Genomic DNA, 22,602 nt, shown 5'->3' on the forward strand with positions numbered 1-22,602 from the left:
AGACCTAGTAATTTTGTCGGGAATTAAAATAACCGCATAATCCCTCACATCCGGAGCCATCGAATCGCGGCGGAAGCGTCAAACGGTGATAATCTGCTATGATTTCGCCCCCAAAGAGCAGCCGCACCCGGATGCCGAACACTCAGCGCAGATCCAAGACGGAACGCAGAACCATGACTGATCGCGATAACCGCATAGCCCAGCTCCACGACGCCCTCAAGCAACGCATCCTGGTTCTGGATGGCGCCATGGGCACCATGATCCAGAATCGCAAACTGGATGAAGCGGATTATCGGGGTGAACGTTTCGCCGACTACGACCGTGACGTCAAGGGCAACAACGATCTGCTCTGCCTGACCCAGCCCGAAATCATCCGCGAGATCCATCGCGAGTATCTCGATGCCGGCGCCGATATTATCGAAACCAACACCTTCAACTCGACGCGCGTCTCACAGGCCGACTACGGCATGGAAGACCTGGTGCCGGAGTTGAACCGGGAAGCCGCCCGTATCGCACGCGAAGTCGCCGACGAATACAGCCGCCGCGACCCGTCGCGTCCGCGCTTCGTGGCCGGTGCAGTAGGGCCGACCTCACGGACGCTGTCGATCTCACCGGACGTCAACAACCCCGGCTTCCGCAATATCGAATTCCAGACGCTGGTGGACAACTACTACGAAGCCGTTGCCGGGCTGGTCGAGGGCGGTTCGGATATCATCCTAATCGAAACCATCTTCGACACCCTGAACGCCAAGGCCGCCATCTTCGCCACCCAGCAGTATTTCGAAGACCAGGGTATAGAGTTGCCGATCATGATTTCCGGCACCATTACTGACGCTTCCGGCCGTACCCTTTCCGGTCAGACAACGGAAGCCTTCTGGAATTCCATCGCCCACGCCAGGCCGTTGAGTGTCGGGCTCAACTGCGCGCTGGGCGCAGACATGTTACGCCCCTATATCGAGGAACTGTCCAACAAAGCCGACACCCTGGTCAGCGCCCACCCCAATGCCGGCCTGCCCAACGAATTCGGCGAATACGATCAAACGCCGGAAGAAATGGCGGAGATCATCGAAGGCTTTGCCCGCGACGGTTTTCTCAACATTATCGGCGGCTGCTGCGGCTCCCGCCCAGAACACATCGCCGCGATAGCCCGCGCCATGGAAAAGCATGCACCGCGTAAAGTGCCGGTTCGTCCTCCGGTGCTCCGTCTCGCGGGCCTGGAACCCTTTACCGGCGATGCCCGCGTCCTCTTCATCAACGTCGGCGAACGGACCAACGTGACCGGTTCAAAGCGCTTCCTGCGCCTCATCAAGGAGGAGCAGTACGAAGAAGCCCTCGACGTCGCCCGCGATCAGGTCGAGAACGGGGCCCAGATCATCGATATCAACATGGATGAGGGCATGCTCGATTCCGGGGCGGTGATGGAAACGTACCTCAAGCTCGTCGCCTCCGAGCCGGATATCTGCCGTGTGCCGGTGATGCTCGACTCTTCCAAGTGGGAGGTGATCGAAATCGGGCTGCGCTGCGTGCAAGGCAAGTCTGTGGTCAACTCCATCAGCCTGAAGGAAGGCGAAAAGGAATTCCTCGAGCGAGCCCGCCTGTGCATGCGCTACGGCGCCGCTGTCGTCGTCATGGCCTTCGACGAAACCGGTCAGGCCGATACCTATCAGCGCAAGATCGACATCTGTAAGCGCTCCTATGACCTGCTGACAGGCATCGGCTTCAAGCCAGAGGATATTATTTTCGATCCTAATATCTTTGCCATCGCGACCGGGATCGACGAACACAACAACTACGCCGTTGATTTCATCGAAGCTACCCGCTGGATTCGCCAAAACCTGCCCCATGCATCGGTATCGGGCGGAGTTTCCAACGTGTCCTTCTCCTTCCGCGGCAACGATACCGTACGTGAAGCGATCCACTCTGTGTTTCTCTATCATGCCATCAAGGCCGGCATGAACATGGGCATCGTCAACCCTGGCCAGCTCGTGATCTACGATGAGATCGATCCTGAGCTGAAGGCCTGTGTCGAGGATGTGGTGCTGAACCAGCGCGATGACGCCACCGACCGTCTGCTTGAAGTCGCCGAACGCTTCAGGGGTGCCGGTGGAAAGAAACAGGAAGAGGATCAGGCCTGGCGCCACCTGCCAGTCAACAAGCGCCTGGAGCACGCACTGGTCAAGGGCATCACCAGCCACATCATCGATGACACCGAGGAAGCCAGGCAGCAGGCATCACACCCCATTGAGGTCATCGAAGGCCCGCTGATGGACGGTATGAATGTCGTCGGCGACCTGTTCGGCGCAGGCAAGATGTTCCTGCCCCAGGTGGTCAAGAGCGCCCGGGTCATGAAACAGGCGGTAGCCCACCTGATTCCCTACATCGAGGCCGAAAAGAGCTCGAAGCAGGAGGCCAAGGGCAAGATCCTGATGGCCACCGTGAAAGGCGACGTCCACGATATCGGCAAGAACATCGTCGGCGTGGTGCTGCAATGCAACAACTACGAAGTTATCGACCTCGGCGTTATGGTGCCGTGCGAGAAAATCCTGGAAACCGCCCGTCGCGAAAACGTCGACATCATCGGCCTTAGCGGTCTGATTACGCCCTCACTGGACGAGATGGTCCACGTGGCCAAGGAAATGCAGCGCCTGGACTTCCATGTACCGCTGCTGATCGGCGGGGCCACAACCTCCAAGGCCCATACGGCCGTCAAGATCGAGCCTCAATACAAGAACGATCAGGTGCTGTACGTGTCCGACGCCTCGCGTAGCGTCAACGTCGCCTCCCAGCTGCTGAGCCAGACCCAAAAACCTGCGCTGGTCGACGCCACGAAAACCGAATATGAGGAAATCCGCGAACGCCGCCGTAACCGGGGCGAACGCGCCAAGCTTGTCACCATCGAAGCCGCCCGCAGCCGGGCGCCGCAATTCGAGTGGGGCGGTTATACACCGCCGAAACCCGTCTTTACCGGCCTCAGGGTGTTCGAGGATTACGATCTGAAGGAACTGGCCGAGTATATCGACTGGACACCGTTCTTCATTTCCTGGGACCTTGCCGGGAAGTACCCGAAGATATTCGACGACCCCGAGCGCGGCGAAGCGGCACGCACACTCTTTAACGATGCGCAGACCATCCTGCAACGCATCATCGACGAGAAACGTTTTACCGCCAAGGGCGTCATCGGTTTCTGGCCGGCGAACCGCGTCGGCGACGATGTCGAGGTCTACACCGACGACAGCCGTACCTCGGTACTGACAACCCTGCACCACCTGCGCCAACAGGACGACAAGTCGCCGAACAAGCCCATGATGGCGCTTGCCGACTTCGTCGCCCCCAAAGACAGTGGCAAGGCGGATTATATTGGCGGTTTTGCCGTCACCAGTGGCATCGGTACCGATGAACTGGCTCTCGAATACCAAGGCCAGAACGACGATTACAGCGCCATCATGGTCAAAGCCCTGGCTGACCGGCTGGCTGAAGCCTTCGCCGAACGCATGCACGAGCGAGTGCGGCGTGAGTTCTGGGCCTATGCCCCCGATGAGGCTTTGGACAGCGATGCATTGATCCAGGAACGCTACCGCGGCATCCGCCCCGCCCCGGGTTACCCTGCCTGTCCGGATCATACCGAGAAGGCGACGCTGTTCAGTCTCCTGGACGCGCCGGCCAATGCGGATATGCACCTGAGCGAACACTTCGCCATGCTCCCGGCGGCCTCCGTTTCAGGCTGGTATTTCTCACATCCTGATGCCAGCTATTTTTCGGTGGGCAAGATTGGCCGTGATCAGGTCGAGGACTACGCCAAGCGCAAAAATATGCGTGTGGACGAAGTGGAACGCTGGCTCGCTCCCACTCTATCCTACGAACCGGCGGAATAAATCAGTATGGCGGTTGCCCCGCCTGTGGGAACTCTCCTAAACTGATCAAAAAGCGACCAACTTCGCAGTGATAGGGGCGGTCGCTTTCAAGGAAATTGAGTTCCACAAGCAAAGGAGGGGCAAACGATGGGCGAAAAACCGCAGAAACCCGCCCGCCAGCGCGTTGGCCTGCTGCAGGTCATTCGCAGCGTTTCAGCCGCCGCTTTCGGTGTTCAGGCACGAAAAAACCAGGAAGCCGACTTCAATAGCGGCAATCCCGTGCCTTTTATTATCGGCGGGCTGATTTTTACCCTGGTGTTCGTGATAAGCATCGCCCTGATTGTTCATTGGATCGTCAGAACACAGGGTAGCTAATCTCTTTTATTGACTGGAAACCCACGTCACCGCAAAGGCAACGACCAGCAACACCAGCAGGACGACAGCGACCGCATCCGCGGTGGAATCTTTCAACATATGCTTATTAGACATTGTCTTTGACTCCTGTCTCATGCATTAAAGACCATTGGTATCCATTTTATCCTTTGGATCAATCCCCTTCTCTTTTCCTGTTTAGACGATTTCAAAGCACGCCTCAAGGAATATTTTGGACTTTATAACAGCCTGCAGCCCACGCAAATCGTATAAAAAATGATCACCTTCAACATTGGCAGCAAACATCCTCACCGGGAATCAGTTACCTAACCTCTTCAACAATTCGCCCCCTCTCCTGCAATACCCCACATAGTTATTACTTATTGCTATTACCATATTAAAATTTGTTCGTTTTAGACATAAGCCAAAGCTGGTATCGTCGCAACCAAATACCGGTCATTGGTAAGGGCCGGTTATCGGCCGCCGCTGGGACTCTTGACGTTTCAGGCACGACAGACGCCAGACCATCGGTCGACACCCATTCCAAACGCAGTACCAGGATCGGTTCAACTATGTACGTCTACGACGAGTACGACCGCAAAATACTGAATGACAGGGTCAAGCAGTTCCGCGACCAGACCCAGCGCTACCTGGCGGGTGAGCTCAGTGAGGAAGAATTCCTGCCGTTGCGCCTTCAGAATGGCCTCTATGTTCAGCGCCTGGCGCCCATGTTCCGTATTTGCGTGCCCTACGGCATGCTGCGCTCCGAACAGCTTCGTCGCCTGGCCCGCATCACGCGCGATTACGACAAGGGTTATGCCCACTTCACGACGCGCCAGAATATTCAGCTGAACTGGCCAAAGCTGGAAGAAGTGCCTGATATCCTGGCCGAGCTGGCCGAAGTGGAGATGCACGCCAACCAGACCAGCGGTAACTGCATCCGCAACACCACCACCGACCAGTTCGCCGGCGTCAATGCCGACGAAGTCGTCGATCCCCGACCCTATTGCGAAATCATTCGTCAGTGGTCCACCTATCACCCGGAATTCGCGTTTTTGCCACGCAAGTTCAAGATTGCCGTGAATGCCGCGCCCGGCAGCGACCGGGCAGCGATCCAGGTGCATGACATCGGTCTTGAGATTGTTCGTAACGACCTCGGCGAGCTGGGCTTCCGTGTATATGCCGGAGGTGGCTTGGGTCGTACGCCGATGGTGGGCCCTGTCATCCGCGAATTCCTGCCGGAACTTGATCTGCTGACCTATCTGGAAGCCATGGTCCGCGTCTATAACCGCTATGGCCGTCGCGACAACAAGTTCAAGGCCCGTATCAAGATTCTGGTCAAGGCGCTGACCCCCGAAGTTTACGCCGAGAAGGTGGAAGCCGAGTGGGCCCACATCAAGGGCTCGCCGACCCGACTGACACCGGAAGCCATCGAGCGCGTCAAAGCCTATTTCAATGAGCCCAACTATCAGACGCTGGATGACGAGCCAGCCGAGCTGGTCGAACCGCGCAATGGCTCCCGACCCTTTGCGAACTGGCTCAAGCGTAACGTCAAACCCCACAAGAAAGCGGGTTATGCCGTCGTGACATTGACCCTGAAGGAAACGGGCGTGCCGCCAGGCGACGTTTACGACTGGCAGTTGGAAAAAATCGCTGATCTGGCCGACGAGTTCAGCTTCAGCGAGATCCGGGTCACTCACGAACAGAATGTCGTATTGGCGGATGTGCGCCAGAAAGACCTGTACCGCCTGTGGGAAATGCTCAAGACCGCCGGCTTTGCCACGCCAAACCTGGGACTGCTCACCGACATCATCTGCTGCCCCGGCGGCGACTACTGTGCCCTGGCCAACGCCAAGTCCATCCCGGTTGCAGAAGCTATCCAGCGTCGATTCGACGACCTGGATTACCTGTACGACCTCGGCGATATCGACCTGAACATTTCCGGTTGCATGAACGCCTGCGGACACCATCACGTCGGTAACATCGGCGTATTGGGCGTCGACAAGAAGGGCGAAGAGTATTACCAGGTTTCACTGGGCGGGTCTTCCCAGCGGGATGCCACCATCGGCCAGATTCTCGGGCCCTCGTTCGCGCGGGACCAGATGGCGGACGTCATCGACAAGATCGTCAAGCTCTATGTCGAAACCCGCACTGCGGAAGAACGCTTTATCGACACCTTCCGCCGCATCGGTATTCAACCCTTCAAGGAGCGTGTATATGAGCCGGCTCATTAAGGTCGACGGCCTCGCGGCCGACCACTGGACACGGTTGGAGAAGCCCGTCGACGGGAAAACGGTCGAGGTGCCCGAAGGCAACGTGATCGTTCCCCTGTCGGTCTGGCTGGCACAGAGAGACAGGCTTGAAGCCCGGGACGATATCGGTGTCTGGTTCGATAGTGACGAGGAACCGGAAGCCCTGGGAATCGATTGCCGTCGCTTCCCGGTCATCGCTGTCAATTTTCCCAAGTTCACGGACGGGCGCGGGTACAGCATTGGGCGCCTTCTCCGCGAGCGTTATGGCTTCCGTCACGAACTGCGGGCTGTCGGCGACGTGCTGCTGGACCAGTTGTTCTACATGAAGCGTTGCGGCTTCGACGCCTTTGTCCTGCGCGAGGATAAGGACATCAACAAGGCAGCCAAGTGCCTGGAATTCTTCAGCGAAGCCTATCAGGCCGCCGTCGACCAGACCGCACCGCTCTTTCGCCGCCGCGAGCGCACTGTAACCGAGGAAGCCGGCGAAGTGGCCTTTGCCTGATTGCTACTTCACCGCTTCGCCGGACCACCTGTCCTAACCGCCAGCGCCCTTGAAGAGGATCTGGTGGTTGGGCCAGGTCCTTCGGCGTCAACGCCTGACCACCCCGCAAAGATCCTCTCCAATTATCAGGAAAGCCCGGTTTTCCCTTGCGGCGGCACAAGCGCATCCAGTAAGGTAAATTGACCCGGAGCCGTAAGTGTCGCCTGTATGGAAACATCCCCCATCATTACCTCCTTTTTCGTGATTTTCAGCGGTGCGGCCATCCTCGCATCGATAGCGTTGTATACACGACAGCCGCTGATCATCGCTTATATCGCCATCGGCGCAATTGCCGGCCCCTATGGCCTGCACTTGGTCAGCGACGCGAACATGCTGTCCGAAGTCTCGGAAATCGGCATTATTTTCCTGTTGTTCCTGCTAGGGCTGGATATGCATCCGCGCAGCCTTTTGCATATGCTGCGTAAGGCTTCGACCGTCGCGGTCGGCAGTTCTGTGGTCTTTGCATTGGCGGGATTCGGTATAGCCCGCCTGTCAGGGTTCGGCAATGGTGAAGCGCTGGTGGTGGGGCTGGCCATGATGTTTTCCAGCACCATTATCGGCATCAAGCTGCTGCCGACCACCGTGCTGCATCATCGCCATACGGGGGAACTGGTGGTTGGACTCCTGTTACTCCAGGATCTGATTGCCATCATCACCCTGCTGGTCATCGCCGGCGCCAAAACCGGTTTTGACTGGCTGCAGCTCGGCCGCACGCTGTTGATGCTCCCGCTGCTGGTCGTCGCCGCCTTCCTCATCGTCCGCTACATACTCCTGCGGTTGCTGAGCGCTTTTGACCGCTTTCACGAGTACATCTTCCTGCTGGCAATCGGCTGGTGTCTGGGGATGGCGGAATTGGCCAAGTCTATCGGCCTATCCCTGGAGATCGGTGCCTTTGTCGCCGGGGTAAGCCTGGCAACCTCACCGATATCCCAATATATGGCGGAGCACCTGAAACCGCTGCGCGACTTCTTTCTGGTACTGTTTTTCTTCTCACTCGGCGCCGGGCTCGACTGGAACCTGATCCCCAAAATGATCTGGCCCGTCCTCGGATTGACGGCGGCGCTGCTCGTCCTTAAGCCGCTGGTGTTCCGGGGCCTCCTGATGTTTATCCAGGAGCCGGCCCCTATCGCCTGGGAAGTTGGCGTCCGCCTGGGACAGATCAGCGAGTTTTCGTTACTGATCGCCTATCTGGCGGCCCAGACTGGCATGATCAGCGAAACAGGTTCCGTCTTGATTCAGGCCACCGCCATTCTGACTTTTGTCCTGAACACTTATCTGGTGCTATTGAAGTATCCCAGCCCGATCGCCATCAGTGATCGACTGAGGAGAGACTGAAACGGCCCTAGGCCGTTTCAGTCTGATGAGCAAGCACCACACGGCCGCGGGAGTGCCCTTCCAGGAAGGCCTTGAGTGCAGGACCCAGTGATTCCAGGCCAATAGTGCGGGCTCCCTGCTCCGTCTGCGGGCAACGCCATTCACTGGAGAGTTTTTCCCAGATCCGCTGCTTGTCTGCAAGGGGAATTTCAACAGAGTCCACACCCAACAAACTGATGCCCCGCAGAATAAACGGGAAAACCGTCGTTGGCAGCTCAATTCCGCCAACCATGCCACAGCAGGCAACAGCACCACCTGGCCGGATCACCTTGAGCAATTCTGCCAGCAATGTTCCGCCGACAGTATCCACGGCGCCGGCGTAAGACCCCCTCTGCAGGGGACGCTTACTCGTTTCGAGAACGGCCCGGTCAACGATTTCAATCGCGCCCAATTGCTTCAGGCGCCCGGCTTCGTCGTGCTTCCCGCTGAGTGCGACAACCTCGAATCCCAGTCGAGCCAACAATTCCACCGCAACCGTACCAACACCGCCGCTGGCGCCAGTCACCAGTACAGGTCCCTGATCAGGCGCGAGCCCCATCCTCAACAGCTTGTCGACGCAAAGCGCCGCCGTCAGTCCCGCTGTACCGTAACTCATCGCCGCCGCACCGCTCAGGCTCTCCGGCATGGGAAGACACCAGGCCGCCGGCACCCGGATGTATTCGCCAAAGCCGCCGTCGGTGTTCATCCCGAGATCGTAACCCGTCACGATCACGCGGTCTCCTGCGTGAAAAGCGGGTACAGTCGACGACTCGACAACCCCGGCAGCATCAATACCGGGAGTGTGAGGATATTCCCGAGTCACACCCTTGTTGCCGGAAGCGGACAAGGCATCCTTGTAATTCAGCGAAGAATGGGAAACACGCACCAGCACCTCACCTTCGGGTAGCTGGTCCTGGGTCATCATGTCGATGGAACCCTGGAATTGGCCGTCCTTTTCATGGACGCGCCAGGCTCGAAAATGCACCATCGTATGCTCCTTATAGCGATGAAGGCCGCTCCGTTCTAAAGCGGATTGCCAACAGTTTGGAGGCGTCCCAGCAATGAGGACGCTCTCATAGAAGCAGGCTCAGCTATGCATGCGGCTGTTACGAAGCTCTTCCAATACGCGCCAGGTGACCTTTTCGACGATATTCGAGGTCGCCATCCCCAGCTTTTCCTGCAGGCTGCGCTTGTGTTCGTAATTGACGACGAAGACATCTGCCCGCTCACAGGCCTCCAGCAGATAATCATCTGAAGTTTTCAGTTCGTCGATCAACTGAACTTCGAGCGCTCGCCGACCGAACCAGATATCACCATTGGCCACGGCCACGATATCCAATTGCGGACGCCGCTCCGACACATGGGTCTTAAACAATTCATGCGTGTCTTCCAGGTCGCTCAGGAACTTCTCACGCCCTTTTTCGGTATTTTCACCAAAGATGGTCAGCGTCCGTTTGAACTCACCCGCCGTCAGCACTTCATAATCGATATCGTGCTTTTTCAGCAGACGGTGGAAGTTCGGCAACTGGGCCACCACACCGATGGAGCCGATCACGGCAAAGGGCGATGCCAAAATGTGGCTGGCGACACACGCCATCATATAACCGCCGCTGGCGGCGACTTTATCGACACAGGCTGTCAGCTTCAGGCCCCGCGCACGCAGACGATCCAACTGTGCGGCTGCCAGACCGTATGAATGAACCAACCCGCCGGCACTTTCGAGACGTACCACAACCTCATCCTGGCGCACATCCGCCACCGCAAGCACCGCGTCGATTTTGCGTGTCAGGTTAGCGGTATCGCTCGCCTTGATGTCACCGTCAAAATCGAGAACGAATACCCGCTGACGCGCCTGTTCAGGCGTCGCACCAATATGTTTGGACTGCGCTTTCTGGGCGGCCTTAAGACGTTTACGTTCTGCCTTTTCCGCTTTTTTTCGCGCTTTCTCTGCGGCTTTGCGCTGCTCGTCCGGCACCAACTGGGTCTTAAGCCGTTCGGTCATGGTCTTCAGCGATTCATTAAGCCGCTCCAGTGATATCTCACCATCCGGCGACTTATGCTTTCCGCGCTGTGACATAACCGCGGCGATCAGCACCAGCAATGCGGCAACGACAGTGACGACCTTCGCCAGGAACAGCCCGTAATTCGACAAAAACTCCAAGATGATTCTCCCTCAACCAGAACGATCCGGCCAAAACGATTCGGCCTTCAGGACGAACAGAATCATACCGGTGATAACTCTCCCTGTCGCCATGGTTCGTTGGGCCGGATAAAGCAAGTCTTTCCTGCGCAGAATCCCATTCCACGCCGCCGACGCTTCCGATATACGACAGCCTCAGGCCAGCAGACCCCATTGCCACAAAACCCGAAACGCGCTATAACGCACAAGTTTTTCAAACAAGCGTTCGATCAGTCTTGACAGCCTAGAGTGGCATCCCTACAGTCTGAGCTGTTTCCCGGCTCTCCGGCCTCAAGTGGGAGGTCGCGGCACCCGCGGTTCAAGACGCTGTATAAACCTGAGAAAGGATCGAAAAAATGTCAGTATCCAATGTATTCGAACAGCTGAAGCAGAACTTCAATGCAGATGCCGCCAGCGGCCTGGACTTGGTATTCCAGTTCGATATCGAAGACGACACCTCTTACCACCTGATCATCAATGACGGCCAATGCATCCTGATCGAAGGCGAGCACAGCGACCCGTCGGTCACCCTGATCATGAATGCTGACACCCTGCAGGGCATCGTTACCGGCGAAACCGACGGTATGCAGGCGTTCATGGCCGGCCAGCTGCGCGCCGAAGGCGATATGATGCTGGCGACCAAACTCGGCGAACTGTTCAGCATCGGCTAAGCCCGGGACTGACAAGAACGCCCCAATCCCGCTTTTCATGCGGCCGGCCGCCAGAGGTTTTCGGTCAGCATCAGGAAGCGGGATTTTTTTTGCCTGAGGAAGGCAGAGATCGCCCGGCTAGGCGCTGTCAGAACCAGTCATCCACCGCTTTTTGCGCGATAGCATTGGTGGGTTCAGCCACCAGGCCGGTACTGCTTAACTGAACCCGATAGGTGGCACCGTCCTTGAGGGGCATAAAGGTGGCACTGCCATAGCGAGACTCGACAAAGGGCAATCCGATCTTTCGGTCGATCGACCAGATATCCACCACGCCCGTGTGCGCCAGATCGAAGACAGTGCGTTCGGCATCCCTGGCCTGCTCCAGCGTGACATAGCGCCCGCTGAGCCGGTCCAATTGATAGACCGGTTTAAGCCCAATCCAACTCAACAGCCCACTAAAACGGATGATCCGGGCATCCAACTGCCACTGATCGCCTTTCAACGTGACGCTTTTGGGAGCCGAACCGTTCGCCTGCACGGTAACCCGCCACGTCTGAGGTCCAACCTGAATCGATTTGAGCGTGGCAACCGGCGTCAACTGGTCCAGCGACTGGTAGTAACGGAGATTCAGCGCCAGCAAGGCCATCAAGATACCGACAGCAATCAGTCCAAAGGCAAACATGCCTTTGAACCATGCTATGAGCCAGCGGGGGCGCAGGAAAAACGCCAAACCACCCAGAGTGGCCAGGGCCGCGAGGCCGAGCAGTATGATCTCGGGGAAAGAAGTCAGCTCCACGCTTTACGGATTCCTGCCGTCAGAGTTCCCTGTGCGGCGGCGGGAGACCCGTTGGGCTTATAGCCCAACGTCTCCCAGAGAGGTTTCCGCCAGCTTCAGCAGGTCGGGATTCAACTCACTGTTGGCACCCAGACCTTCGATATAGTATTCCAGCGATGTGAGTGCATCCGCCAGGGCTTCCAGCACCCGATTCTCCGGTGCACCCTTGGCCGCCAACAACCGCTCGTCGATACCGGTGGCTATGCGCGCAATCAGTGTCGCCGCCTGCGCATCTTCCATCATCATCAGGCCACCCCAGATGCTGCGCAGTGTAGCCGGTACGTTGGCCAGATGCATCTTATCGAAGTCCGACTCCAGGAAAGCCGTAATCGCACGCTTGGCCAATGTCAGCGCTGATTTCGCTTCATCAGCCACAACGATGACCGCTTCCCGCAGGTACAGAGACTGCTCGGAGCGCCGCGCCTCGCCAGCCAGGGAATCGGTTTCCTCGGTAATCCCCTTATTGACCAGTTGCTGCGCAGCCTCTTCGATGTTGAGCACCGCATCGGCCAAGGCATACAGGCTGTCCTCTTCCGGCAGGTGCCCATCCTGCTCCCACTGACGCAGGAGTGCTGCTTCGCGCTTGGCCAGCTCACTGAGCTGGTTGAGATCCAGGATCAGGAGCGTATTGGCCAGGCGCTCCAGGGAGACGGCTATGTTACCCAGTTCAGAGATATCCGGTTCGATACCCCGTTCGATAATATCGACCTTGTCCTTCAACTGGTTGATTTCTTCCAGCAGGGCCTCGGACAGGGATTTGAGAACGTCAGAGCCCGGCCCATAAAGCCGCTTACGGTGCGCTAACACCATCGCTTCGTTGAATTCCGCGGGTGCCAGATCATAGGCACTGAGGATCTGCATCACTTCCGGATTATGGGACCCGCTCTGGTAAAGGATGTACACCAGTTCCCGAAACAGGGAGTCCGGTGCCTCTTTCGTCATGGCGACCCGACCGACGTAAACGATCTCCCGCGCATACTTCTCGAGGCGCATGAGTAGCCGTTTGCGAGGCTTCTCAAACCCCATCAGGCGATCCTGCATCGTCGCCATGACAATGTGCAATAGACACCAGATCTGCCCCATAGGGGCGCCATTGCACAGCCGGCTAAAGCTCTCCGCTGCGCGACCGATCAGCTTCTGACTCACCAACGGGTCACGGTCGCGCAATACCCCGAGCAAACCAACCTGATACATCAGGCGGATACGGCGGGCATGGATTTCGTAATCGGCCTCGTTTTCCAGTACGAGCGGACGCACATCCAGCCCGGCACAAAAATCGGGACGTTTGCGGGCATCGACCTCAAAAAAGCAGGAATCCGGATAGGGCTTTTCCTTCCGGGCCTCGCGCAGTTCATTGATGATCGGCAACAGCAATTCGGGATGGTCGGCACGCTGCCGGTGATAGTATTCGACATAGCGCCGCAGGATGAACAGCGCGTTACTCAGCGCTGTCAGCAGATTGTTCTTGTCGTCGGTTGCGCCGACAGGCACCTCATTGGCCAGAGACACCGATTCCTGGCACAACAGCATCCCGCCACGTAACTCGACGAGGATAAAAATACCACGCAGCTGGTTAATGAAATCAACGCAGTTCTGCAGGTCCTCCCCACTTTCCCGATTTTCCTGAAAGCGTTCGAGACTCTGTTCAGCTTGTTTGATGGTGCTTTCTATCTCACCTTTAACCAGCTCAAACGAGTGCGATTTCGTCGCCAGTGACGATTGGACCATAAAAAGACACTTCCTGATTGTCCATCACGGAAGAGGTCGGGAGGACAGACCACCCCTGCAACCTCGTCCCGGGTACGATTCATTGTTATTCATCGGAGATCCACACGCCGCCAGAGGCATCCATTCCAGATCCTGAAGCCCCCCGCGCCCGAACTGTGTTTCTGCGGATGCGGTCGTGGTTCCTTCTGCGTCCATGACGCAGAATTTCGTTATTGCCGTGGGGTATCAAAAAATTCACGAACTATTCTTAACTTATAACACAAATTTCAAGCTCCTCAAGAAAGCCCCTGTTTCAATCATTTTGCTTTCCGTTACCAAATTTGACCGCCTGGCCACTCAACCCGCAGCAGGCCTGACATCCCCTCGCTTTGCGTCGACAGTCTCCGCTGATTACCGTATCTTTCACCTCTGTTCTCATACAGTATCTGGCAGGATCGAATGTCGATATACGCTAAAGCCCTCTACCAGAATTTTCTCGGGCACTCTCCGGGCTGGTACAAACTGCTTATAATTGCCTTCCTCGTCATCAACCCGCTTCTGGCACAGGTCGACGCCTATATCGCGGGCTGGTTACTCATCGGCGAATTCATCCTGACACTCGCCATGGCGCTGAAGTGTTATCCCCTGCAGCCGGGAGGCCTGCTGGCTCTGGAAGCCGTCATCATCGGCCTGGTCTCGCCTGAGATGGTCTACACCGAGGTTTCGTCCAACCTCGAAGTCATCCTGCTATTGATATTCATGGTTGCCGGCATCTACTTCATGAAAGAGCTCTTGCTCGATGCCTTTACCCGCATCCTGCTGGGCATCCGTTCCAAGACACTGCTGGCGCTCTTTTTCTGCCTGACGTCAGCTGTGCTGTCCGCGTTCCTCGATGCCTTGACGGTCACTGCCGTAGTCCTCACCGTGTGCGCGGGTTTTTATAGCGTCTATCACAAGGTAGCCTCTGGAAAGGAATATCACCACGAACACGACAGCGATGATGATGACCAGATTAATGAACTACATCGCTCCCACCTCGACGAATTTCGTGCTTTTTTGCGCAGTTTGCTGATGCATGCCGCCGTGGGCACGGCCCTGGGCGGGGTATGCACGCAGGTGGGCGAACCGCAGAACCTGATTATCGCGGCCCATGCCGGCTGGGATTTCATCCAGTTCTTCAAGGCAATGGCCGTGGTGTCCATGCCTACACTGGCCCTGGGACTGATCACTTGCTATGTACTGGAGAAGGCCAAGGTCTTCGGCTACGGCCAGCCACTACCTGAGACCGTTCGGAATATTCTTCAGGATTACGCCGATCACGAAGCCTCGAAGATGACCCCGCAACGCTGGCTGGCCATCGGTGTCCAGGCGGTGGTTGCCGTCCTGTTGATCGTGGCGCTGGCTATGCACCTGGCGCAAGTTGGCCTGATCGGACTGGCCGTCATCATCCTCACCACGTCCCTGACCGGTATCACCGAGGAACACCAGATCGCCAGGGCCTTCGAGGAGGCTCTGCCATTCACGGCGTTGCTGGTGGTCTTTTTCGCCGTCGTGGGCGTGATCCACGATCAACATTTATTCGACGGCATTATCAATGCGGTGCTGGTCCTGGATAAATCGATGCAGCCGGGCATGTTCTTTATCGCCAACGGCGTCCTCTCCATGATCAGCGACAACGTCTTCGTCGCCACCGTCTATATGGATCAGGTCAAGACGGCGCTCCAGCATGGTGTGATCGACCGCCAGCATATGCAGGCGCTGGCGATCGCCATCAATGCGGGCACCAACCTGCCCAGCGTTGCCACCCCGAACGGTCAGGCCGCCTTCCTGTTCATGCTGACCTCGGCCCTGGCGCCACTGGTTCGCCTCTCTTACGGACGCATGGTCTGGATGGCGTTGCCCTATACCTTCGTGATGGGCATTGCCGGCTTCGTGCTGGTGGAGCTTTTTGTCTAGGCGGGATGCCCGGCCTGTTCACCTTGTGAGCGTCACAGGCCGGGTCCTTTGAATAACGGGGTCAGCCGTCAAGTTGGCGCCACAGTGCCTGACCTGCGGATTTATCGAGGATCTCCAGAATGGCCTCATGGGCCTGCTGCTCGTCATCAGTGGCGCCGATCACGCGGAGCCTTGGGCGATTCGCGTCCAGGCGTTTGAGTCCCGACACCTGACCACCTTCTTCATTGTCACTGCCGGCATCCAGGGACAGAGCCGTCTGACCGCCCGTCATCGCCAGATAGACTTCCGCCAGAATCTCCGCATCCAACAAGGCGCCGTGCAGTTCACGGTGACTGTTGTCGATGCCGTAGCGCTTACAGAGGGCATCCAGGTTGTTTTTCTGCCCGGGATGCTTCCGCCGCGCCATTTCCAGGGTATCGATGATACGGCAGTGGTTTTCGACAACCCCGGGATTGTTTGCCAGCATTGCAAACTCGTGGTTGATGAACCCCACGTCAAACGCGGCATTGTGGATGATCAATTCCGCGCCCTGGATAAACTCGAAAAAGGCCTCAGCCACCTCGGCGAACACCGGCTTATCCGTCAGGAATTCGTTGGTGATGCCGTGCACCTCGATGGCACCATCGTCGATTTCCCGCTCGGGGTTGATATAGACATGATAATGCCGCCCCGTCAGCGAACGGTCGGCGACCTCAACACACCCAATCTCGATAATCCGGTGCCCCTGATGGGGGTCCAGGCCGGTTGTTTCCGTATCCAATACGATCTGACGCATATTTCGTGATTCCTGCCTTTAATATCAGCGCGAAGCCAAAGCTTCAGGTCGCGAGCATCTCATCGATGCCTTGATTCGCGAGTTGGTCGGCCATTTCGTTATCGGGTATCCCGGCATGCCCCTTGACCCAGTGCCAGCGGACATCGTGCCGCGATACCTGTTCTTCCAGCGCCTGCCACAAATCCACATTCTTGACAGGCTTCCTGTCGGCCGTGCGCCAGCCATTGCTCTTCCACCGCTCAAGCCATTCCAAAACCCCACGCCGAACGTATTGGGAATCGGTATATAACTCCACGGCACAACGGCGTTTCAGTGCGCGCAGCCCTTCGATGGCCGCTCGCAGTTCCATCCGGTTGTTGGTCGTTTCGGGCTCGCCACCATGAAGGGTCTTGCGCGCATCCCCATAGCGAAGCACTACGCCCCATCCTCCTGGCCCAGGATTGCCCCGGCAGGCGCCATCTGTGTAAAGGGTGACAGTCTGACTCATCCGTTCTTCTTCCGGGTCCTCACAGCTCAACAGCGCTTCGGCGCAAGCGGTTATTCGTCAAGGCGGTGACGATGAGCGCCATTGGCAACGGGAAAGGCGACCACATTCTTCCGCTTCCAGCGAGGCCGCAAGGGTATCATGGACCCTACCCGCTTTTCCGCCAGCACGACATAGAAGGCGCCGGTCGGCAATGCAAAGCGTTTTGGCATAAGCCGTTCAAGAAAATACAGGCGATGAAGCAGTCGCGCACTTTGCAACGGTGGGCGGAAAAACTGGAAAGACCGCATTTCCATTCCGAAATCCAGCAGCGTGAGCCAATCGTCCAAGCGGCGGGAGCCGATAAAGCGCCCATTCCAGGGTGCCTTTTTATGGCGGTGCAAAAGCCGCCACAAGCCCCAGGAACTGAGCGGATTGAAACCCACGATGACCAGATGACCGCTGCCCCTCAGCACCCGGTGCGCCTCGCGTAAAGCCTGATGGGGATACGGAGCGAAATCGAGGGTGTGATGCATGATCACCACGTCCAGCGTATCGCTGGGAAAAGGCAACTCTTCGGGGTTGGCAACCACCACGCCCGCCGGCATGTGATCCGCCCAGGCCGGGATGGCCAGCATTCTGTGACCGCAATGCCCCAGGGAACCAACAGGGACCCGGTGACTGACGCCCAATTCCAGCTGGTTTGCACCGAATACCCGCTCCAGAACCTGACGAACCGCTCGCCGCTCCGTCGCCAGCAGCTGACGTCCCAGCGCAGACTGGAACCAATGCTCGAAGCTCTCGCATTCAGCGCTCATCCTGGGTCGATCCGACTGGTTAGCCTGCTCTGAGTGAGGCATTTGTCGCCTATCTACGGACAGTGGATTTGGGTAACCTAGTGGCTTCTTTTATGATACCGGTAGAAATCATACCACCAAGCGGACCGGACCATGTTCAAAGTCGATGCCATCGCCGCCTTCAATGACAACTATATCTGGTGTATCAGCAACACCGAAACCCACGATGCCTGGGTCGTCGATCCTGGCGATGCCGCGCCGGTCCTGGAGACTTTGCAGCGGGAACGCCTAACCCTCCGCGGCATATTGATCACCCACCATCATGGTGATCATGTCGGAGGTGTCTCCCGCCTGCTCGAAAGTGCGGATATTCCCGTCTACGCTCCCAAAAACTCGCCATTCCAGGGCGCATCGCATTATCTCGAGGACGGCGATACCCTGGTGCTGCCGGGCCTGACATTCCACGTCCTCGCGGTCCCAGGCCACACACTGGATCATATCGCCTATTACTGTCCACAGTTGGATGATGCGCCCGCAGTGTTCTGCGGCGACACACTGTTTGCCTGCGGCTGCGGACGACTGTTCGAAGGGCAGCCCGCTCAAATGCAGGCATCCCTGGCCAAGCTGGTCGCTCTGCCCGATGCAACCCGTGTTTATTGTGCCCATGAGTACACGCTTGCCAATGTACGTTTTGCCCGAGCAGTTCTCCCGGAAGATCAGGCGCTGCTGGCATTCGAGAACGCCTGCAGGAAAAAGCGTGACGCCGGACAACCGACACTCCCTGTAACCCTCGGCAACGAAAAACAACTGAATCCGTTCCTGCGATGGGGTGACAATGACCTCATACAATCGGCAAAAACCTATGCCGGGGCCCAGGGACTGGCGTTTTCACCCGATCAGGCCGCATCCATTTTTGCAGTTATTCGGAGCTGGAAAGATCGTTTTTAGCGGGCTTTGGTCCCACACGCACGGTTCCAGGGAGCCACGCAAAGGCCGAATGGAGCGCCCCGGGTCGGGTTGACCCTCACCGGGGGGTTAAATAGAATCCAGAAGCCTTTGAAAAATGGTCTATATTTACAGCAGGACTCTGGCGCGAGGCGCAACCTGTTGTTGGTACTCTCCTCCGTCAAACCGGGCCGGCCCGGATATTTGAACGACACCGGCCTTCCATGTGCTGTTACTCGAAGATCAAGAAAAATGCGTAAGATTGCCGCTATCGTCAGTTCGCTCGTCATTTTATCAGGCTGCAGCAGCCTGGCACCCAAGACGGCCGATGACGCTTCACAGCAACCGGCCAACGAATCCGAGTTGATGAATTCCCAGCAGGTCGTCGTACCTGCTGCCGACGACGATTCCGCCGAGGCGCTCGGCAGCGATACTGATTCCCAAGCCAGCCAGCAGGACGAAAACGAGACGCTGGACAGCAATATAGACCCCAGCGTTAAGGATGAAGTTCAAAAAGCCCGCGCCAAATTGGATAACGGGGACAGCAGTGACGTGGATACGACGCCTGCAGCGCCCCAGGATCTGTGGGCGCACCTGCGCTCGACGTTCAAGCTGGATCTGAACCGCGACAATCCCCGCATTGAGGCCCAGGTCAAGTGGTACGCCAGCCATCCTGGCTACCTCAACCGCACGGTTCAACGCGCCAGCCGATACCTCTACTACATCACCGACCAATTGCAGAAGCGCAACATGCCGGGCGAACTGGCGTTGCTGCCGGTCGTTGAAAGTGCCTTCGACCCCTTTGCCTACTCCCATGGCCGCGCATCGGGCCTATGGCAGTTCATCCCGTCGACGGGCCGCATCTACGGCCTCGATCAGGACTGGTGGTACGACGGTCGCCGCGATGTCGTGCAGTCCACTGACGCCGCGCTACGCTACCTGCAGGCACTCTCCAATCGTTTCGATGGAAAATGGCTACTCGCACTGGCCTCATACAACAGCGGTGCCGGCACCGTTATCAATGCCGTCAAACACAACGAACGGCGTCACAAGCCCACGGATTTCTGGTCCCTGCACCTGCCGAAGGAAACCAGTGCCTACGTGCCTAAATTGCTGGCGATTGCCAAAATCGTTCAGGATCCGGCCAAATATGGCGTCACGCTGAAATCCCTGCCGGATACACCCTACTTCAAAATCGTCGAGACCCATGGACAGATCGACCTTGCCCAGGCCGCCAAACTGGCCGGTGTCGACGTTGAGGAGATCTATCTGCTCAACCCCGGCTGCAACCGTTGGGCGACTGATCCCAAGGGGCCCGGCCGCCTGCTGGTACCGGCCAAGGATGCAGATACCTTTGAAACCGCGCTCGCCGAATTGCCCAAGGACAAACGCGTAACCTGGCACAATTACCGGGTCAGAAACGGCGACTCCCTTATCGTGATTGCCCACCAATTCCGCACGACACCCTCGGTGATCCGGCAGATCAACGGCCTGCACACCAATATGATCCGGGTGGGTCAGCACCTGCTGATTCCCGTCGCCAGCCACGATGGCAAGTACTATGCGCTCAGCGCGTCCGCACGCCTGAAAGCCACGCAGGAACGTTATGCATCCAGCGGGCGCACCCGCGTGAACTATCGCGTCAGACATGGCGATACCCTGTGGGATATTGCCAGGGCCCACAATGTCAGTGTGCGTAAACTGGCGAAATGGAACGGCATGGCCCCGACAGATCCGCTGATGCCCGGCCATAAGCTGGTGATATTGAAAGCCGACACCCGCCTGGCGATGGCCTCCACATCGCCCTCGCGCCAGGAAATGATCCGCAAGATCGGTTATCGCGTTCATCGCGGCGACTCACTGTCCCGTATCGCCAACCGGTTTAACGTGGATGTTGCCGATATTGTCGACTGGAACTCAATCAACCCGGACAACTATCTCCGTCCCGGTGAAAGTCTGGTACTCTACGTCGATATACGAAACAGCCCCTGATTCCGGCACACGGCTAACACCGATTTAACCGGTCCCGAGCGATTTTGCGGAACAATCGCCGGGCCCGGCCGGTCTTACGGGTCATTCCATCGATAACCAAAACGAATCCATGATGAGACTGACGAAACCGGCTGCCCTCACCCTTTCCCTGCTCTTCTCGCTCCTCCCCTTTAGCCCATCAGCTCTTGCTGCCGACAAAGCACCCCAGGCGCAATACGCCATTGCAATGCACGGCAAACCGAAGTACGGACCGGATTTCAAACATTTCGATTATGTAAATCCGAAAGCGCCCAAGGGCGGCACGCTGAAAATGGCAGCGGTGGGCAACAATTACGACAGTTTCAATCCCTTTATTCTCAAGGGCGTGGCGGTGGCCGGAATCAACCGGATCTACGACACGCTGATGATGTCGTCAGGCGACGAGCCCTTTACCGAGTATGGTCTCGTGGCAGACAGCATCAAAGTCGCCAATGACCGGAGCTGGGTCGAGTTTCATATCAACCCCAAAGCGCGTTTCCAGGACGGAAAGCCGATTACGGCAGCGGATGTCGTGTTTTCCTTCAATATCCTCATGACACAAGGCCAACCCGGCTATCAGGCCTATTACGCCGACGTCAAATCCGTCAAAGCCATCGATAGTCACCTCGTCCGCTTTGACCTCAAGAAAACCCGTAATCGGGAGCTGCCACTGATCCTGGGGCAGATTCCGGTGCTTCCCAAACATTACTGGGCTCACCACAAGTTTGACAGTACAAAACTGGAAATCCCGGTCGGCAGCGGACCCTATCGCATCGAGAAATTCGATCCCGGCAGTTCGATTACCTATGTGCGGGACAAGAATTACTGGGCAAGGGACCTCCCGGTCAATAAAGGGCGCTATAACTTCGATAAGATCGTCTACGACTATTTCAACGACGACACCGTCGCATTGCAGGCTTTCAAGGCCGGAGACCTTAACTTTCGCCTGGAAAACATCGCCAAGAACTGGGCCACCATGTATTCCGGGTCAAAGTTCAGCAGCGGTGAAATCCAGAAGGAAGAGATTCCCCAGCACCTGCCCGTGGGCATGCAGGCTTTCGTCTACAACACCCGGCGCCCCGTGTTTGCCGATCGTGAGGTTCGGCGAGCGCTGGCGTATGCGTTCGATTTTCACTGGACCAACAAGGCTCTGTTTTACGGCCAATATCAGCGTAGCGACAGTTACTTTGAAAACAGTGATCTTGCCAACCAGGGGCTTCCCCAAGGCAAGGAGCTGAGCTTACTGGAGCCCTTCCGTAAGACGTTGCCGCCAGAGGTGTTTACCCAACACTACGAGCCGCCCGACACCTCGGACAAGGTCACACTGCGCGACAACCTGAAAACGGCCTACGAGATCCTGAAAAAAGACGGATGGGTCATACGTAACGGCAAGATGGTCAACGCTAAAACCGGCCAGCCGCTGAGTTTCGAAATTCTCCTGCGCAGCAAATCCTTTGAGCGCGTTGTTCTGCCCTTCACCCAGAACCTTGCGCGACTGGGTATCGATGCCAACATTCGGCTGGTCGACAGCAGCCAGTATATCGAGCGTATGAACCATTTCGATTTCGACATGGCCATTCTGGTATTGCCGGAATCCGATTCGCCCGGTAACGAGCAACGGGACAAGTGGTCCTCCCATGCCGCCAACACGCCCGGCTCCTCAAACTATATGGGGGTGAACAGCCCCGTGGTCGACCAACTCGTCGGCGACATCATCAAGGCCGACTCCCGGGAGGACCTGGTCACGGCGACCCGTGCGCTCGATCGCGTCCTGCTCTGGGGTTACTACACAATTCCCCAATGGTTCCTTCCGGTTAGCCGGGTTGCCTATTACCGCCCCATACAGCATCCGACGCACTATCCCAAGAGCGGTGTCGATATCGATACCTGGTGGTCCGCCGCTCGTTGAGCCCGCA

The 22,602-nt window shown here is 57.3% G+C and carries 17 protein-coding genes; 10 read left to right on the forward strand and 7 right to left on the reverse strand.

The genetic code is table 11. The annotated features are described in order from the left end of the window. Window positions 1-173: 173 nt before the first annotated feature. The 5 genes from metH (at window position 174) to CLR77_RS15230 (ending at window position 8,351) form a co-directional block, all read left to right on the forward strand. Entirely contained in the window at window positions 174-3,872 is a 3,699-nt protein-coding gene (gene metH / locus CLR77_RS15210; RefSeq protein ID WP_097461540.1) for a methionine synthase, read from the forward strand. Window positions 3,873-3,998: 126 nt separating this feature from the next. Further along, window positions 3,999-4,226, forward strand: coding sequence for a DUF2970 domain-containing protein (locus tag CLR77_RS15215; protein WP_097461541.1), 228 nt, complete (start codon window positions 3,999-4,001; stop codon window positions 4,224-4,226). 569 nt (window positions 4,227-4,795) lie between these two features. Then, the gene (locus CLR77_RS15220; RefSeq protein ID WP_097461542.1) at window positions 4,796-6,457 is read left to right on the forward strand and encodes a nitrite/sulfite reductase; all 1,662 of its coding nucleotides are present in this window, start codon (window positions 4,796-4,798) and stop codon (window positions 6,455-6,457) included. Further along, window positions 6,441-6,977: a DUF934 domain-containing protein gene (locus CLR77_RS15225; protein ID WP_097461543.1), complete on the forward strand. Its 537-nt coding sequence runs from the start codon at window positions 6,441-6,443 to the stop codon at window positions 6,975-6,977. The genes CLR77_RS15220 and CLR77_RS15225 overlap by 17 nt, the downstream gene beginning before the upstream one ends. A 207-nt stretch (window positions 6,978-7,184) precedes the next feature. Next, on the forward strand, window positions 7,185-8,351 hold the full coding sequence (locus tag CLR77_RS15230; RefSeq protein WP_097461544.1) for a cation:proton antiporter domain-containing protein: 1,167 nt from the start codon (window positions 7,185-7,187) through the stop codon (window positions 8,349-8,351). Window positions 8,352-8,358: 7 nt separating this feature from the next. Here CLR77_RS15230 and CLR77_RS15235 read toward each other — a convergent pair whose 3' ends face one another. Continuing rightward, window positions 8,359-9,357 (reverse strand): YhdH/YhfP family quinone oxidoreductase, encoded by a 999-nt coding sequence (locus tag CLR77_RS15235; RefSeq protein ID WP_097461545.1) that lies wholly within the window; start codon window positions 9,355-9,357, stop codon window positions 8,359-8,361. Window positions 9,358-9,456: 99 nt separating this feature from the next. Next, on the reverse strand, window positions 9,457-10,530 hold the full coding sequence (gene sohB / locus CLR77_RS15240; RefSeq protein ID WP_097461546.1) for a protease SohB: 1,074 nt from the start codon (window positions 10,528-10,530) through the stop codon (window positions 9,457-9,459). A 374-nt stretch (window positions 10,531-10,904) separates the two neighbouring features. Between sohB and CLR77_RS15245 the strand changes: the two genes are divergently transcribed. Then, entirely contained in the window at window positions 10,905-11,219 is a 315-nt protein-coding gene (locus CLR77_RS15245) for an SCP2 sterol-binding domain-containing protein (protein ID WP_097461547.1), read from the forward strand. A gap of 127 nt (window positions 11,220-11,346) precedes the next feature. Here CLR77_RS15245 and CLR77_RS15250 read toward each other — a convergent pair whose 3' ends face one another. Together CLR77_RS15250 and CLR77_RS15255 are read right to left on the reverse strand one after the other, a co-directional pair. Continuing rightward, window positions 11,347-11,994: a hypothetical protein gene (locus CLR77_RS15250; protein ID WP_227519949.1), complete on the reverse strand. Its 648-nt coding sequence runs from the start codon at window positions 11,992-11,994 to the stop codon at window positions 11,347-11,349. 57 nt (window positions 11,995-12,051) lie between these two features. Continuing rightward, window positions 12,052-13,761, reverse strand: a complete 1,710-nt coding sequence (locus CLR77_RS15255) for a chemotaxis protein (RefSeq protein ID WP_097461548.1) — start codon at window positions 13,759-13,761, stop codon at window positions 12,052-12,054. A gap of 438 nt (window positions 13,762-14,199) precedes the next feature. On the opposite strand from CLR77_RS15255, the gene nhaB reads away from it, so the two are divergent. Beyond that, window positions 14,200-15,696, forward strand: coding sequence for a sodium/proton antiporter NhaB (nhaB, locus tag CLR77_RS15260; RefSeq protein WP_097461549.1), 1,497 nt, complete (start codon window positions 14,200-14,202; stop codon window positions 15,694-15,696). Between the two features lie 61 nt (window positions 15,697-15,757). Here the strand turns inward: nhaB and dnaQ are convergent, their stop codons facing one another. From dnaQ to CLR77_RS15275, 3 genes are read right to left on the reverse strand one after another with little or no spacing between them, the layout of a single operon-like run. Beyond that, a complete protein-coding gene (gene dnaQ / locus CLR77_RS15265) occupies window positions 15,758-16,471 on the reverse strand; it encodes a DNA polymerase III subunit epsilon (protein ID WP_097461550.1) in 714 nt (237 codons plus the stop codon). Between the two features lie 43 nt (window positions 16,472-16,514). After that, a complete protein-coding gene (rnhA, locus tag CLR77_RS15270; protein WP_097461551.1) occupies window positions 16,515-16,958 on the reverse strand; it encodes a ribonuclease HI in 444 nt (147 codons plus the stop codon). A 50-nt stretch (window positions 16,959-17,008) separates the two neighbouring features. After that, window positions 17,009-17,752: a class I SAM-dependent methyltransferase gene (locus tag CLR77_RS15275; RefSeq protein ID WP_158227220.1), complete on the reverse strand. Its 744-nt coding sequence runs from the start codon at window positions 17,750-17,752 to the stop codon at window positions 17,009-17,011. Window positions 17,753-17,884: 132 nt separating this feature from the next. On the opposite strand from CLR77_RS15275, the gene gloB reads away from it, so the two are divergent. From gloB to CLR77_RS15290, 3 genes are all read left to right on the forward strand, one after another. Next, window positions 17,885-18,679: a hydroxyacylglutathione hydrolase gene (gloB, locus tag CLR77_RS15280; RefSeq protein ID WP_097461553.1), complete on the forward strand. Its 795-nt coding sequence runs from the start codon at window positions 17,885-17,887 to the stop codon at window positions 18,677-18,679. 249 nt (window positions 18,680-18,928) lie between these two features. Beyond that, window positions 18,929-20,668 carry a lytic transglycosylase gene (locus CLR77_RS15285; RefSeq protein ID WP_097461554.1) on the forward strand — a complete coding sequence of 580 codons (1,740 nt, stop codon included), beginning with the start codon at window positions 18,929-18,931 and terminating at the stop codon, window positions 20,666-20,668. Between the two features lie 109 nt (window positions 20,669-20,777). Further along, window positions 20,778-22,595 (forward strand): extracellular solute-binding protein, encoded by a 1,818-nt coding sequence (locus CLR77_RS15290; protein WP_097461555.1) that lies wholly within the window; start codon window positions 20,778-20,780, stop codon window positions 22,593-22,595. Window positions 22,596-22,602 lie beyond the last annotated feature (7 nt).

Source organism: Mangrovitalea sediminis (assembly GCF_002514725.1).
Classification (GTDB): Bacteria; Pseudomonadota; Gammaproteobacteria; order Pseudomonadales; family Oleiphilaceae; genus Mangrovitalea; species Mangrovitalea sediminis.

Excerpts from the sequence above, each read along its gene's own strand:
- metH (WP_097461540.1), top strand. The coding sequence starts at position 174 with ATGACTGATCGCGATAACCGCATAGCCCAGCTCCACGACGCCCTCAAG.
- CLR77_RS15215 (WP_097461541.1), top strand. The coding sequence starts at position 3,999 with ATGGGCGAAAAACCGCAGAAACCCGCCCGCCAGCGCGTTGGCCTGCTG.
- CLR77_RS15220 (WP_097461542.1), top strand. The coding sequence starts at position 4,796 with ATGTACGTCTACGACGAGTACGACCGCAAAATACTGAATGACAGGGTC.
- CLR77_RS15225 (WP_097461543.1), top strand. The coding sequence starts at position 6,441 with ATGAGCCGGCTCATTAAGGTCGACGGCCTCGCGGCCGACCACTGGACA.
- CLR77_RS15230 (WP_097461544.1), top strand. The coding sequence starts at position 7,185 with ATGGAAACATCCCCCATCATTACCTCCTTTTTCGTGATTTTCAGCGGT.
- CLR77_RS15235 (WP_097461545.1), bottom strand. The coding sequence starts at position 9,357 with ATGGTGCATTTTCGAGCCTGGCGCGTCCATGAAAAGGACGGCCAATTC.
- CLR77_RS15245 (WP_097461547.1), top strand. The coding sequence starts at position 10,905 with ATGTCAGTATCCAATGTATTCGAACAGCTGAAGCAGAACTTCAATGCA.
- CLR77_RS15255 (WP_097461548.1), bottom strand. The coding sequence starts at position 13,761 with ATGGTCCAATCGTCACTGGCGACGAAATCGCACTCGTTTGAGCTGGTT.
- nhaB (WP_097461549.1), top strand. The coding sequence starts at position 14,200 with ATGTCGATATACGCTAAAGCCCTCTACCAGAATTTTCTCGGGCACTCT.
- dnaQ (WP_097461550.1), bottom strand. The coding sequence starts at position 16,471 with ATGCGTCAGATCGTATTGGATACGGAAACAACCGGCCTGGACCCCCAT.
- rnhA (WP_097461551.1), bottom strand. The coding sequence starts at position 16,958 with ATGAGTCAGACTGTCACCCTTTACACAGATGGCGCCTGCCGGGGCAAT.
- CLR77_RS15275 (WP_158227220.1), bottom strand. The coding sequence starts at position 17,752 with ATGAGCGCTGAATGCGAGAGCTTCGAGCATTGGTTCCAGTCTGCGCTG.
- gloB (WP_097461553.1), top strand. The coding sequence starts at position 17,885 with ATGTTCAAAGTCGATGCCATCGCCGCCTTCAATGACAACTATATCTGG.
- CLR77_RS15285 (WP_097461554.1), top strand. The coding sequence starts at position 18,929 with ATGCGTAAGATTGCCGCTATCGTCAGTTCGCTCGTCATTTTATCAGGC.
- CLR77_RS15290 (WP_097461555.1), top strand. The coding sequence starts at position 20,778 with ATGATGAGACTGACGAAACCGGCTGCCCTCACCCTTTCCCTGCTCTTC.